Here is a 13021-nt window from a genome sequence, read left to right as displayed (position 1 = left end):
AACCAACTGGGTCTAGACTTCATTCCCATGGAGTGGCTCAGTGATGAGGAGCAGGTGACGTGGACGGCGTACGTCCGCATGCGGCAGCGGCTGGACGCGGCGCTGGCCGCCGGTCTGGCCAAGGACGGCGTGTCCGCGGCGGACTACGAGCTGATGGTCGCGCTGTCGGCCGCGCCGGGTGACTGCTTACGGGCCAAGGATCTCGCGGCCGAGGTCTGCTGGGAGAAGAGCCGGCTGTCCAAGCATCTGGCGCGGATGGACGCGCGCGGACTCGTCGATCGGCAGCCGGTCGCCGAGGATGCGCGCGGTGTACTCGTCCAGCTGACTCCGGCAGGCCGCCGCCTGCTCGAACGCGCGGCCCCCAATCACGTTCGGTTGGTCCGCGAGATATTCATCGATTGCGTGGATCCCGCTGAGGCCGAAGCGATTCAGGCGCTCTCGGACAAGGTCGTCACCGCGGTCGAGGAATCCTCGGTCGGCACCCGCCAGGCGTCCTAGCGGCCGAAGAGCCGACGCCACCAGCTGACGCCGGACTGTGCGGGCGAGGACACCGGGGCGGGCGCCGGACGCTGCGGCTTGCGCCGTCCGGCGCGCCACTGCTCGACGATCTCCTCGGTGTCCACCGGCGCGACCTGCACGTACGGGCCGTGCGGCAGGCGCAGCCAGTCGACGACCCGCTTGTTGAGCTCGCGCACGGTCTCCCGGACGGCGCGCTCGGACTGCAGTTCGCGCACGGTCTCGGGCAGCCGTTCGATATCGCGGCGCAGCAGGATCGAAGGCGGCAACAGCGCGTCGCCGCTCACGCCCTCCTTGCGGAGATAGCCCTTCAGCCACCAGTTCTCGTCGTCGCTACCGCGCGGGATCGGCTTGCCCGCGCCGGGCAGGTTCCGGAATTCGCCGCGCTCGGTCGCCTCGCGGATCTGCTTGTCGATCCACGATTCGAAATCGAGGCTCGCGGGCTTGCGCTCGGTCATAGCGGTCTCCATCACGTCATCGTCGACGGCGGGTCTATGGCACCAGCGTACCGAATCTTCCGTCAGCGGTGCTGAAACCGCTGCTGTGCAAGGTTTTTCGCTACGACCACGGCATGATGGGCGGTTTCACCCAGAGCAGCTTCTCGTCGGTGTTCGTGCGTTGCGCGGCCGGATGGTCCGGATTCCGTGCGGCCCACTCGTCCTTGTCCGTCAGCAGTGCCGCGACGGTGCCCCAGGTCTCCTCGGTGCTCGGCGGGTTGGTCTCGGCGGCCCTGGCGAGTTTGCGCCGCGTCGCGGCCGGCATCGCGAGGAGTTCCGGTCCGGTGATGCCCCGCTGCCAGATATAACCTGCGAGGCGTTTGGCTTTTTCGGCGCGGCTCTTGGCGGCCGCGTCGCTGTGCGCGTAATCGGTCATCGCGGAAGTCCAAAAGGTCGGGTGATGAACGACCCTAGTCGCAGGTCGGCGCGGACGCGACGACGCCTCCCCGGGCGAGGCGCGGGGAGGCGTCGGGGTGCGTGGCTCAGTACGCGCCGTGCACGTTGTCCATCGAGCCGTAGGTGCGCGCCGCGTAGTTGCAGGCGGCGGCGATGTTGGCGACCGGGTCGTAGATGTCCCAGGAGGTGCCTTCGACGTGGTACGCGCGGAAGGTCGGATCGATCACCTGGAGCAGGCCCTTGGACGGGATGCCCGCGGCGGCGTTGGAGTCCCACAGATTGATCGCCTGCGGGTTTCCGGTGGACTCGCGCATCACGTTGCGGAGGATGCCGTCGTAGCTGCCTGGGATGTTGTTGGCCGCCATGATGTCGAGCGCCTGACGGATCCAGCCGTCCAGGTTGTCCGGGTAGGTGGGCGCGGGCATCGGCGCCGGGATCGGCTCGGGCTCGGGTGCGGGGAGCGGGGCGGGCATGGGCGCCGGGAGGGCCGCGGCGACGGGCTGGGCGGCCAGGTGCCGGTCGGCGACCAGCGCGATGCGAGACGGGACGCTGTCGTCGGCCACCGAGACGGCGGAGGAGGCGGCCACGGCGACGATGCCGGCTGCGGCGATCGCGATGGTGCAACCTTCGCGGAGCGACGAGCGGCGGAGCGGGAGAAAGCGTCTGTCAGGCATTGCGAAATCGGTTCCTTTGTCGGGGACTGGTTTCGATCCGGGCGTGCGCGGGCAGCACGGATCCGAGGCGGGCGCGCGGGTCGGCGCTCGCCGGGACGGGCTGATGTGCTTTTGTGGGGTTTTGTTGTGCGGGACGTCCTGGTCCCGAAAACGCGACGCGTTCAGTGCGGCGATGCCGGGGCGCTCACTGCGAGCCCGGCCGCGATGTCGCGGGGGACTCCGCATCCTCGATGCGGAGAAAGTGGCGGAAGGTTGGGTTCGCGGGTCCGTTGCCGGATCCCGATCCGCCGACCGCGGCGGGCATGGTGCCTACCGTTGCGGTCGTTTTCCGAATGTGGGTGAACAACTCCTCGGTGTAACCAAACTCCAGGTCGCTTCTTGACCTGATCGCAGAATGGTCACAGATAGTTAACACGGCATGAACGGTAGGCAAATGGAAGGTGCTACCGATCTTGGAAGGTGCCCCCGGTAGTTGCCGAACCGTTACCTACGCAGGGAGTTTGCTGCTAAACCGATTGTGCGACACGTCACAGAAGTTTTCGGCTAACGAATCCGTTTTCGGTTGCCGCATAGGGGTAATGGTCCGGATCGGGGCCCGTGGTAAACCAGCGGCATCGGTCGGTTCACCCGGTGTACGCCCCGGGGAAGTCCGATCCAGGGTGTGCGTGAAGCCGAATACAGGGGAGTAGCTAACCGTCGACACCTCGATACCGGGGTAGATAGGGACTGCCGTGAAGATCCGAACCGCCCCCGTGTGCCGTGCGGGTGTGCTCGTCGCCGGCGCCGCGACCGCCGCGCTGCCGTCTCTGGGTGTCGCATTGCTCACCCTGACGACCATGGCGGCGGTGGATCTGCCCGACGCGGCGGGCCGGGGCGCGGTGATCAGGCAGTACGCGGTCGTGCCGCTGGAGGCGGGCGTCGACTTCTGTCAGGACGCGAACAAGGACGAGGGGTATTACGCCGACCCCGACGACGACGCGGTGTTCTACCGCTGCCTCGATTCCGCGAACCGCCGCATGGCGACCCTGCACTTCCGCTGTCTCGATCAAGCCCGCTACGACGCGCAGCGTTCGGTCTGCGTGGTGCGCCGGCCGTACTGACTGGTCGCCCGTGAAATCTGCTGTGCCGCAACATGGACGACGGGTTGCGCGCGAATATTCGCTTTCCCCGGCGCGACCGCCGAGGCAGGATGCGTGGTGGTGGGCCGATCGGCTCGCCCGCGGCCGACCGGTGGGAGCGTGGTCATGGACTGGGTGCAACCGTTCTTCGAGACCGCGCCGCTCTGGTGGGGTCCACAGACGGTGCAGGAGAAAGACTTTCAGCGCGCCGATGCGATCGCCCGATTGGGTGGCCCCGGTGTGCGGCGAGTCCTGGAACTCGGCGCGGGCAGCGGCCTCACCGCGGCCGTCACGGCAGATCGCGGCTACTCGGTGGTCGCGGTCGAATTGAGTGCGACGCGTGCGCGGCAGGCCGCGGAACTGGTCGAGGGACGTGATCTGCGGGTGGTCGAAGGCGACTTCTACACCGTCGAGCTCGAGGGGCCGTTCGACTGCGTGGTCTATTGGAACGGTTTCGGTATCGGCACCGACGCCGAGCAGCGCACCCTGCTGCGCCGGGTCAGCGGGGAATGGCTCGCGCCCGGCGGCCGCATGATCGTCGACGTGTTCAGTCCGTGGAAATGGGCGCGGATCGCGGGTGAGCTCGAATACGACACCTACACCATCGATCTGGCCAATTCGAACGACTACGACCCGGTGGCCAGTCGTTTCAACGACCGCTGGTGGCCCACGGGCCGCGAAGCCGAAGCGCTCGATCAGTTCGGTCGCTGCTATACCCCCGCGGACCTGCTGCTGCTTCTGGAAGGAACCGGCTTGACCGCTGAGCGGATGGAGCTGGACGGCGTGGAAATCCTTGCCGATCAGCGGTATTCGGCGAAGCATCCGCTGTGGGAAGCCTGGGAGTATCGCGCGGTGCTGCGGCAGTCAGTCCCGGCCGACGGTCTCGAATAGATTGAGCCGGTAGGTCTTCACCGGTGTCGTCCAGCCGAAGACTTTGAGGCCGTAGCGGTATCGGGCCGGCCAGGTCCGGGCGACGGCGGGCTGGGGAGTGGCGAAGGTACGTGACTCGCGTAGCCGCAGACCGCACTGTTCGAGGTCCGCGGGGTCGTCGCAGATCCATTTCATCCGTGCGGGAACCGCTTTGAACACCGGATTGCGATCCTGGCTGTTCATCATCATGGTCCCGCCGGTGTCGAAGGCGAGCGGGCTTGCCGGGAACGTCTCGGCGAACCGCTTCAGCGTGGTGCGCACCTGCTCGTCGGGGAAGTAGAGCAGCACCGCCTCGCTCAGCAGGAAAACCGGCCCGGACCGCTCGGTGACCTGTGCGTACCAGTCCGTGTCGAAGATCGACCCGGCGATCATGGTGTAGCGCTCGCCGTCGTCGAAGAACGTGCGCCGCAACGCCATCGTGTCCGCGACGTCCAGATCGAACCAGCGAAGCCGGCCGTTGTCCAGGCGATCGAACCTGGTCGACAGGCCGCAGCCCAGGTCGACGACCGTGCCCTCGGGATGCTCGCGCAGGAACCCGCGCACGTACTCGTCGAAGATCGAGGCCCGCAGCACCGATCCGGCGAGCGAGGGTCCGCGGAACTTGGCGAAGTCGTAGTCGATCGACTCGACGAGTTCGATCGCCTTACGGTCCTGCAACACGCTCCGGCGCTGCCGGGCATCGATCGCCCGCCCGTACAGCGGGATCAGCAGCGTTTCCTGGACTTCGCCCAGCGACACCATTTCGGCCACGTGCGGAGCGTAACTTAGGATTACCTAACCGTCTAGTGCTTCGCTGCTGCGGCTCGGGTGTCATCGCCGGTTCGACTGTGGCGCAATGCAAGTGGAAGAAGTAAGGTGAACCTTATCGACTCCTTTGTGAGGTGCGTATGTCGACTACCTGGGTGGACACCCTGTTACGGCAAACACGACGACTAGGCGAGTTCCCCTACCCCCACCAGGCCGCGTTCCTGCTGGACAACCCGGTGCGCCGGTTCATCTCGAACCCGCGGTCGGTGATCGAACGGCTCGAGCTGGCCGGGACCGAGCAGGTCTTGGAACTCGGCCCCGGTCCTGGCTTCTACAGCCTCGAACTGGCCAGGGAACTCACCGGCGGCCGGCTCGAGCTCTTCGATATTCAGCCGCAGATGCTGGACAAGGTGCGCCGCAAACTCGACCGGGCGGGCTGCGCCGATGTGGGATTCCACAGTGGTGACGCGGGCGCCGGTCTGCCCTTCGCCGACGGGCAATTCGATCTCGCGTTCCTCGCGGCGGTGATCGGTGAGGTCCCGGACCGCGCCGCCTGCGTGCGCGCCCTCGCGCGCGTCATCAAACCCGGCGGCCAACTCGTCTTCTACGAGTACTTCCCCGATCCGGACCGCTTGAGCGCGGCAGAGTTGCGGAAACTCGCTGAGCCGGAGGGCTTTTCCTTCCGGGACGACCGCGGCGACCGATGGAGCGACCTCATTCGCTTCACCCGTGCCGCACCGCCCAGCACCGCTGCCGAGCCCGAATAAGGACCGCGCCCGCTGCCACCGCGACCCGGAACCCGGCGCCCGCGCCGTGCGCATCAATGATCCGCCTTGCGGCGGCGGGACCGATCGCGATGCCATGCGCTGCGGCTGTAGTCGAGTCCGGCGTCAGTGCGCCTGCAACGTCAGTTCGACCATGGGCAAGGTGCCGACGGGCGCTCCGGTGGCTCGTTCGATGGTGGCGCGCAGGTTCTTCCAAGCGCGGGGATGGTGTGCGCGGTAGCGCTCGAGTGCGGCGGCCGATTCCGCGTCGGTCATCGGCGTTGCGGTGGCGGGGACCGCGCGCTTCGTGCCCGTGGAGACGCGCACTCGGGGCTCGGCCTGAATGTTGCGGTACCACTGGGCTTTCGCGCCGAATCCGGAGACCACGATGTAGTGGTCGGCCGAGGGTCGATCGACGACCTCGAGCACCACGAATCGTGCTGCGCCGCTGCGGCGTCCGACATGCTGGAGCATCAGTAAGCGAGAGCCGAACAGGAATCCGAGACCCGCCCGGTAGAGCAGGATCGGCGCACGCACCGCCCATCGGGTCTGCAACAGACGGGCACCGAAATCGGCGATGGACATGGTTACTCCTCCGGGCTGGTCACGACACCGCGGTCAGTTCGCGGTCGGGCTCGTCGGGTGTCCGATGCGCCGGTGGCGCGGCACCGATGTCGAGCCGTCGCCGGCGCCGGTAGGCCCAATGCAGCCAGCACATTCCGGCGAGGCCCGCCAGTGCGGCGGCGAGACCGGCCTGCCAGGCCGAAGGCCGCCAGGTGAGGATCAGTTCGGCGTTCTCGGTACCCGCCGGAATATTCACCGACACAAAGGTTCCCGCGAGCTTGTCGACGGCTAGCTCACGCCCGCCGAGCGTCGCCTGGTAGCCGGGCCAAGCCAGCCGGGCGAAGACGACCCGTCCGCCGTGCACCGAGGAGACGCGAATACGACTGGTGACGCTGGTGCGTTCGGTCGAGATCGCGGTGGCGCCCTGCGCATCGGCGATCAAGCCGTTGCGGGTGGAGAGCAGTCCGTCGGTGCGTTCGAGCACCCAGATGTAGCGTTCGTGCCCCGGATAGTCGACCCACTGCCAGCCGGGCGGCGCAGGAGTGCGGCCGATCTCCGGATACTGCGCGCGTTGCAGGACCACACGATCGACCTTCATCAGATCGACAATCGTTCTGCCCGTGCCTGGTTCGACCGCGAACGCGCGCCGGTACGCGTCCGGACAGGTGCTCCCGTCCCAGCCCATGCACAGCAGCGCGCTGAACGCCGCGTGCCCGATCGGGGTGTAGGCGTTGACGTAATCCAGGTTCATGTTCTTGGCGTAGTTGCCGAAAGCCAGTGAGCTGTAGGCCCCGGCGAGCGACTTGTCCTCGGGCCGGAGCAGTCCGCGGTCGGCGAGTTGCAGTGTGACCCCGTCGAATCGGGGGAACGCCGCCTTCATGGCCGAGCGCCGTTCGGGAAATCCGTACGACAACGGGGTCGGCGGTGCGCCGCTCACCTGCCAGTAGGCGATCGGGAACATCGCGACGATGGCCAGCACACAGGCCATCGCCACACCCCTGGTGCGGATCAGCCAGACCGTCGCCGCCCCCAGCGCGGCGACGGCCACGGCCGCGACGAGATGCCACACGACCTGGTGTGGCCCCGCGGCGAACGACCGCACGAACAGCAGTCCGATCAGCACCGCGGCGGCGACCCCGCGGCGCCGCCACTGCTCGAACGTGCCGTAGCGGCTGAGCAATACGCACACCAGCACCAGCAGCGCGATCGCCACCATCGGCAGCACCCGCGCGGGCCAGCGCAGCGGGCCGATCTGCCCGGGCCCCGCGCACCACATCAGCACGGCGGTCGCGAAGAGCGCCGCCCCGCTCAGCTCGCGCGCGGCGGCCCGCGCCGCGCGCCAGTCGATGAACGCCAGGGCGGGAATGAGGAACCACGCGATGTAGACCATCGGCAGCGGTTGGACGTAACCCCACCAGCCGGTGAACGCCGGAACCGTGCTCGGCAGACTGGCATTGAGCGATTCCGACCACGGCACCGTGAGGAACGGATCGTTGAGGATGCGTTCGTCGCCGCGCCAGGTGATCGGCGAGGCGAGCACGCTCGGCAGATAGGTCGCGAGTCCGGCCAGTCCCGCGCAGCCCGCCGCGAGCAGCAACCTTGTCGCCGGGGCCCATCGTCGTTGGTAGAGCACCTCGCCCGCCGCCACCGCGACGATCATCAGGGCGGCTTCCACCGCGGGGAAAACGTACTGCACCGAAATCGCCAGGTACAGAAAGACAACGGTCGGTATCGGCCCGCTACGCCCACGCGCGTAGCGCACCGCGGACGCCCAGGCGTGCACCATCCAGGCCGTGCCGGTGAGCGAAGTGGCCCAACTGGATTCGTCGAAGAACAGGAACCAGCCGCTCAGCGGAAAGGCCACACCCGCCACCGCCGCCCACTGCGGCCGGGAACCGTAGGCGAGGCAGATCCGGAAGACACCGAGCGCGGCGATGATCGAGAAGACCAGTTTCACCGCGGTGGCATAGACGGCGAGATTGTCGAACGAGGGCGCGAGCACGTCGACCAGGAGTTGGGGCGGGTTGTAGATCCCCGCTTCCTCCAGCGAGTAGTTGCCCGACATCCACTCCCACGGCACCAGCGCCGGGAACCGGCCCTCCCGCAGGTAGCGGCCCATCATGACCCACATGGGCGCGTACTGGGCCTCGGTGTCGTCGGTGTAGAAGTGCCGCGGATTGCCCAGCAGCACAGCCGCGTAGCCCAGCGCCACGCCGAGCGTGGTCACCGCTGCCCAGGTGCGAACGTTCGCCCGCGATTCGACCGCCGCCTCTGACATCACGACTTCGAGACCTTACCGGATAGGGGCAGTGTGCAACAGTTGCCATGTGCAATATTTCTGCCGCGCCGACTCGGGATGTACCTCTCATTCGTCGCGCACCGGCCGCCGGATGGGAGAATCGACTCTTACTGCGATCAAAGGGAACCGATGAGCCGCCGAACCGAGGAATCGGTCGATGAGATCACCGAGGCGCTGCTGACGGCGTCGCGAGTGCTCGTCGCGCTGTCTGCCCGGTCGATCGCCTCCGTCGACGACACGATCACCATCCCGCAATTCCGGACGCTGGTCATCCTTTCCGCGCGCGGGCCCTCCAATGTGGCGGCGCTCGCAAGCATTCTCGGGGTGCGACCGTCCACCGCGACGCGCATGGTCGATCGCCTCGTCGCCGCGGAGCTGATCGATCGCAAGCCCAACCCGCATTCCCGTCGGGAGCTGATCGTCGAGTTGACCGCTCGCGGCCACGAGATCGTCGCCGCCGTCACCGAACGCCGCCGCGCGGAAATCGCCGTCGTGGTCGCCGAATTGCCCGAAGCCGACCGGCACGGGCTGGTGCACGCCCTCACCGCCTTCGCCGCGGCCGGCGGCGCCACCCACGGCATCGCCGACATCGAGAGCTATCAGCTGTGAACCGATAGGGGTTGCGGGGCAGCACTGTTCGTTCGCCTGCGCGGCTCGCCGGATCGGGCACGGAACGTCACGCTAGCCGCTGCGGTCGCGCCAATTGTGTTGAATTCGTGGAGATTTCGGGCAGGGTTGGCGGGCCGCGCAGCAGGTCCGTGGTGCCCCCGAAACAGGGGTATTGAACGCCTGGATGGGGTGCGGGACAGTTCGCAGTGTTCCCGAAATATTCCGGGAAATTCATTGTTGTAGAGGGGATTTCATCGTGTTCAAGAACAGACCGGTCGCCGTCGCGGCGATGATCGGCGCGCTGGCCACCGGTATTGCACTGGGCGCACCGCAGGCGGGCGCCACCGTCACCTATGTCGGGGTCGAACGCGGACAGAGTTTCGGTAGCTCCGAGCCCGCCCTGGGCGCCGGTTGCTCCTACTCGGTCATCGCGAAGACGGACCCGGGCCAGGAAGTGGTCTTCCTCGACGAGGCCGACGGTCGCATGGTCAGGGGAGCGTTCCAGCCGGCCGTCGTGGTCGCGGACGCTTCCGGCGTCGCACGCACCACGTGGATTCCGCCGCAGCGGGGTCAGCATCACATCTGGGTGGTCGAGTACCGGTCGGAGGAGGACTACGACGCGTACTCCCACGACAATCCGTTCCCGATCGGGACCGGTATCAGCGTCGGACCCGCGTGCGTCGTCCTGCCGTGATCCGCTGACGCCTCCGGCTACGCACGTTTTACCCACGGCAGTGTGGGAAGTCGCGTAGCGGAAGGAGGCAGCAATGACCGAATCGGGCAACACCTACGACCCTCCGCAGGACACCGGCGATCCGGACGCGGTCGAGACCGACCCGGCAGCGCTCAACAGTGCCGAGGATCTCGACGAGGATCGATTGCGGCTGGATCCGCAGGAGGCGGGGATGGATCCGCCTGAGCACTGGTCCGGTGCGACCAAGTACGGGATGACGCCCTGGGAGGAGAGCCACCCGCGACCATTGGGAGAACGGCTGGCCGAGGAACAGCCCGATGTCGCGCCGGATCCGGCACAGCCGGTCGAAGACGCCGAATCCGCCTCCGACGGTGCGGATCTCGAAGTTCGCGAGTACGAGGAAACCCTCGGCATCGCCGCCGACGTTGCCGGTGGCTCGCTGCCCGCCGGTATCCGGCAACCGTCGCCGCCGGAGTAAACCGAGCGCTACACCCGGCTCTGACGGGTGAGCGCACCGAACCGGATCAGCGCCGCAGGGGGTGCGAGCGCGGGACCGGCACCACACCGGCCCGCCCGCACCCTCGCGGCGAGTTCGGCGGCCACGGCGTCTACGTCCTGCGTCCGACCGGGATCGGGCCGGTGTCGTTCCGGTCGCCGATGCGCCGGGTGATCAGCTCGCGAAGTAAGCGGCCAGCCGCGATCTGATGATTGCTTGTCGTTCGCTGAAGGCGACGCCTCGGTCCGGCGAAGCGGGCGAGTGAGCGCGTCCTCGGGCGGTTCGGTCGACCTGCCGAAGGTGAGACGCCGGGATTATGCAGTTGCATAAACTGGGCGAGCGGACCCTATGCGTTTTCCAATGGTTCCGGCGCGGACCGCTGTGGGAAGTTTGCTGAATGACGAAGACGCGCCCGGTGCAGCGTGGCACCGGCTGGCATCGACGGAGCCGGGCCGATCGGCCGGGCCGCCGGCGGATGTCGCTGTCGGCCGCGGTGGTGGCGGGGATCATCGCGGTCGCCGTGCTGCCCGCGGCGCCGATGTCGGCCGCGCCGACCGTCGGGCTCGCGCAACCCGCGCCGCCGGGGTTCGGATTGCCGCCCGGTTACTCGCCGAGCCCGAGCCCGTACCAGACCGGCTACGACATCGTGCAGAACGTGCGCATGAGCGACGGCGTCGAGTTGCATGCCTCGATCCGCTATCCGCTGGACCCGGTGACCCACGAGCCCGCGAAAGGGCCCTTCCCCGTGGTGCTTTCGATGACGCCGTACGGGTCCTACAACGGTCTGCTGGTGTCGTTGTTCGGCGGCCTCTTCGAGGAGTACGACCTGCCGGTGCCCGGCGACCTCGGCGGGGTGATCAACTCGGTGCTGCAGGAGGTCAGCGCGCCGGTCGATCTGGTGAACCGCGGGTACATCAACGTCATCGCCGACGTGCGGGGCACCGGTGCGTCCAGCGGTCAATGGTCGCCGGTGAGTGATCGCAACGCCCAGGACGTGCAGGAACTCGTCGACTGGAGTTCCCGGCTGCCCAACGCCACTGGCAAGGTGGGCATGTTCGGCTACTCGTTCCCCGGCGTCGAAGCCATGCACGGTGCCACGAAAATCGGTGAGAACTCGCCGCTGAAGGCGATTTTCACGATGAACACCGATTACGACCTGCTGCAGGACGTGCTCGGCGACGGTCAGTGGGCGCCGCTGATCTCCGCGTTCGTCATCGTCTGGCCCGGGTTGTGGCTGCAGTACGCCAACCTGTGGGAGGCGGCGCTGGTCGAACCGCTGCGCGCGATCGGGCTCGTCGTCGATCGCCTGAAGGGGCTCATCGGCGACGACGGCCAAGGCGTCATCGGTCTGGCGGCGCGCCTGCTGACCCAGGGCATCAACGCCGACGATCCGGTCGTCGGCGCGCGGCTGCTGTCCGACGATATCGCCGAGATCGTCCGCAACGATGTCGCGGTCTACGCCGTCGGCGGTGATACCGACATCTTCCAGGGCGCCACGTTCAAACTGTATGCGGCGCTACAGAACGCGGCGGCCGGCCGCGATCCCTACGGCCCGATGGACCCGGCGCAGCGGCCGGACCCGCGCTACCAGATCCTGCAAGGTCCGTGGCCGCACGTCACCACCGGGTTCGCGCCGACCGGACGGATCAGGACCGAAGAGCACACGGCGGCGTGGTTCGACCACTGGCTCAAGGGCATCGACAACGGCATCGATCGAAACAACAAGCCGCTCAATGTGATCGACGCCAACGGCAACGCGATGAGCGTCGCCGCCTATCCGTTCGCCGAAACCACGCCGACGAGCTACTACCTCGACGGCAATCAGCTGTCCACGACTGCGCCGGCCGGCGAGCAGATTTCGGATCGCTGGGACTACTCGCTGGTGAACAACCCGTGCAATCGGGGAACCAGCAAAGCGACCGGCGGCATCCTCGAGTTCGTGGTCAACCTGCTCTCACTGGGTAACCTGCACGAGCCGTGCAGTCAGACCGCGGTCGGTCCGCAACACGGATTGACCTACACCACAGCGCCATTCGACGAAGCGATGACACTGGCGGGGCCGATCGTCGCCGATCTGTTCGCGGCCTCGACCACGACCGATGCCGCCTTCGATGTGGCCGTCGAAGACGTCGCCCCCGACGGTACGGTCCGCCAGCTCACCGAGGGGTCGCTCACGGCCCAGCGCCGCGCACTCGACGAGGACCGGTCGTGGCGAACCAGCGACGGCACTGTCTATGCCGCCGTCCACCAGAACACCTCGACGTCCCGGCAACCCCTCGTCCCCGGCCAGGTCACCGAATTCCAGGTCCGGGTCTTCCCGACCGCCCAGAAGATCGACGCCGGCCACCGTCTGCGCATCCGGATAGCCAGCGGCAACTTCCCGGCTTCGATGCCGCACCCGCTCGACCTGCCCGGATTGCTCGGTTCCGCCGTGACCCTCGAACACTCGGCTCGGTACCCGTCGAAAGTCGTTCTGCCCCTAGGGCGTGCTGCGGACAGCGGTTGGCGCTGATCGGTCGAGAGTGCCCGGGGCCTCTGTTTTGGGGGCTGTTCGGCGGTGCCGAGCTCGGATAGATTGCCGATACGTGGGGTCAAGGGGTGGGCCGACCCGCGATTGTCGGCGATCATTTCGATCGGCAGCGGTCCCCGCGAGGATTGGTTTCGGTGCCGTAACGGTACGTAAGATCAGAAGAACTGTCTGAGTCGAAAATCATGCA

The 13021-nt window shown here is 67.4% G+C and carries 14 protein-coding genes; 8 read left to right on the top strand and 6 right to left on the bottom strand.

Annotated elements, in window-relative coordinates; all coding sequences use genetic code 11:
• Positions 1 to 27: 27 nt before the first annotated feature.
• Entirely contained in the window at positions 28 to 498 is a 471-nt protein-coding gene (locus tag NVU01S_RS07495) for a MarR family winged helix-turn-helix transcriptional regulator (RefSeq protein WP_043663515.1), read from the top strand.
• Here NVU01S_RS07495 and NVU01S_RS07490 read toward each other — a convergent pair.
• The 3 genes from NVU01S_RS07490 to NVU01S_RS07480 all read right to left on the bottom strand — a co-directional run bounded on the left by NVU01S_RS07490 (position 495) and on the right by NVU01S_RS07480 (position 2083).
• Positions 495 to 974, bottom strand: a complete 480-nt coding sequence (locus tag NVU01S_RS07490; RefSeq protein WP_043663518.1) for a DnaJ family domain-containing protein — start codon at positions 972 to 974, stop codon at positions 495 to 497. The genes NVU01S_RS07495 and NVU01S_RS07490 overlap by 4 nt on opposite strands.
• 100 nt (positions 975 to 1074) lie before the next feature.
• Positions 1075 to 1389, bottom strand: a complete 315-nt coding sequence (locus tag NVU01S_RS07485) for a hypothetical protein (RefSeq protein WP_043663521.1) — start codon at positions 1387 to 1389, stop codon at positions 1075 to 1077.
• 106 nt (positions 1390 to 1495) lie between these two features.
• Complete coding sequence (locus NVU01S_RS07480; protein WP_043663524.1) at positions 1496 to 2083, bottom strand: transglycosylase SLT domain-containing protein; 588 nt, start codon at positions 2081 to 2083, stop codon at positions 1496 to 1498.
• A gap of 731 nt (positions 2084 to 2814) precedes the next feature.
• Here NVU01S_RS07480 and NVU01S_RS07475 point away from each other — a divergent pair.
• On the top strand, positions 2815 to 3183 hold the full coding sequence (locus NVU01S_RS07475) for a chitin-binding domain-containing protein (protein WP_029894316.1): 369 nt from the start codon (positions 2815 to 2817) through the stop codon (positions 3181 to 3183).
• Between the two features lie 144 nt (positions 3184 to 3327).
• Positions 3328 to 4092, top strand: coding sequence for a class I SAM-dependent methyltransferase (locus tag NVU01S_RS07470; protein ID WP_043663527.1), 765 nt, complete (start codon positions 3328 to 3330; stop codon positions 4090 to 4092).
• Here NVU01S_RS07470 and NVU01S_RS07465 read toward each other — a convergent pair.
• On the bottom strand, positions 4066 to 4872 hold the full coding sequence (locus NVU01S_RS07465) for a class I SAM-dependent methyltransferase (RefSeq protein WP_244467087.1): 807 nt from the start codon (positions 4870 to 4872) through the stop codon (positions 4066 to 4068). The two genes, NVU01S_RS07470 and NVU01S_RS07465, sit on opposite strands and share 27 nt — an antisense overlap.
• Before the next feature lie 161 nt (positions 4873 to 5033).
• On the opposite strand from NVU01S_RS07465, the gene NVU01S_RS07460 reads away from it, so the two are divergent.
• On the top strand, positions 5034 to 5645 hold the full coding sequence (locus NVU01S_RS07460; protein ID WP_052280139.1) for a class I SAM-dependent methyltransferase: 612 nt from the start codon (positions 5034 to 5036) through the stop codon (positions 5643 to 5645).
• Positions 5646 to 5768: 123 nt separating this feature from the next.
• On the opposite strand, the gene NVU01S_RS07455 is transcribed toward NVU01S_RS07460, so the two are convergent.
• Complete coding sequence (locus tag NVU01S_RS07455) at positions 5769 to 6227, bottom strand: nitroreductase family deazaflavin-dependent oxidoreductase (protein WP_043663532.1); 459 nt, start codon at positions 6225 to 6227, stop codon at positions 5769 to 5771.
• A gap of 19 nt (positions 6228 to 6246) precedes the next feature.
• Entirely contained in the window at positions 6247 to 8484 is a 2238-nt protein-coding gene (locus NVU01S_RS07450) for a hypothetical protein (RefSeq protein ID WP_043663534.1), read from the bottom strand.
• Positions 8485 to 8634: 150 nt separating this feature from the next.
• On the opposite strand from NVU01S_RS07450, the gene NVU01S_RS07445 reads away from it, so the two are divergent.
• The 4 genes from NVU01S_RS07445 (at position 8635) to NVU01S_RS07430 (ending at position 12816) form a co-directional block, all read left to right on the top strand.
• Complete coding sequence (locus tag NVU01S_RS07445; protein ID WP_043663537.1) at positions 8635 to 9114, top strand: MarR family winged helix-turn-helix transcriptional regulator; 480 nt, start codon at positions 8635 to 8637, stop codon at positions 9112 to 9114.
• 256 nt (positions 9115 to 9370) lie between these two features.
• Complete coding sequence (locus NVU01S_RS07440; protein WP_043663539.1) at positions 9371 to 9808, top strand: hypothetical protein; 438 nt, start codon at positions 9371 to 9373, stop codon at positions 9806 to 9808.
• Positions 9809 to 9881: 73 nt separating this feature from the next.
• Entirely contained in the window at positions 9882 to 10286 is a 405-nt protein-coding gene (locus tag NVU01S_RS07435; RefSeq protein WP_043663542.1) for a hypothetical protein, read from the top strand.
• 415 nt (positions 10287 to 10701) lie between these two features.
• Entirely contained in the window at positions 10702 to 12816 is a 2115-nt protein-coding gene (locus NVU01S_RS07430) for a CocE/NonD family hydrolase (protein WP_082031799.1), read from the top strand.
• Positions 12817 to 13021 lie beyond the last annotated feature (205 nt).

Source organism: Nocardia vulneris (assembly GCF_001613425.1).
GTDB lineage: Bacteria > Actinomycetota > Actinomycetes > Mycobacteriales > Mycobacteriaceae > Nocardia > Nocardia vulneris.
The sequence above is the reverse complement of the archived record's forward strand: the minus strand, read 5'-3'. Positions and strand labels throughout refer to the sequence as shown.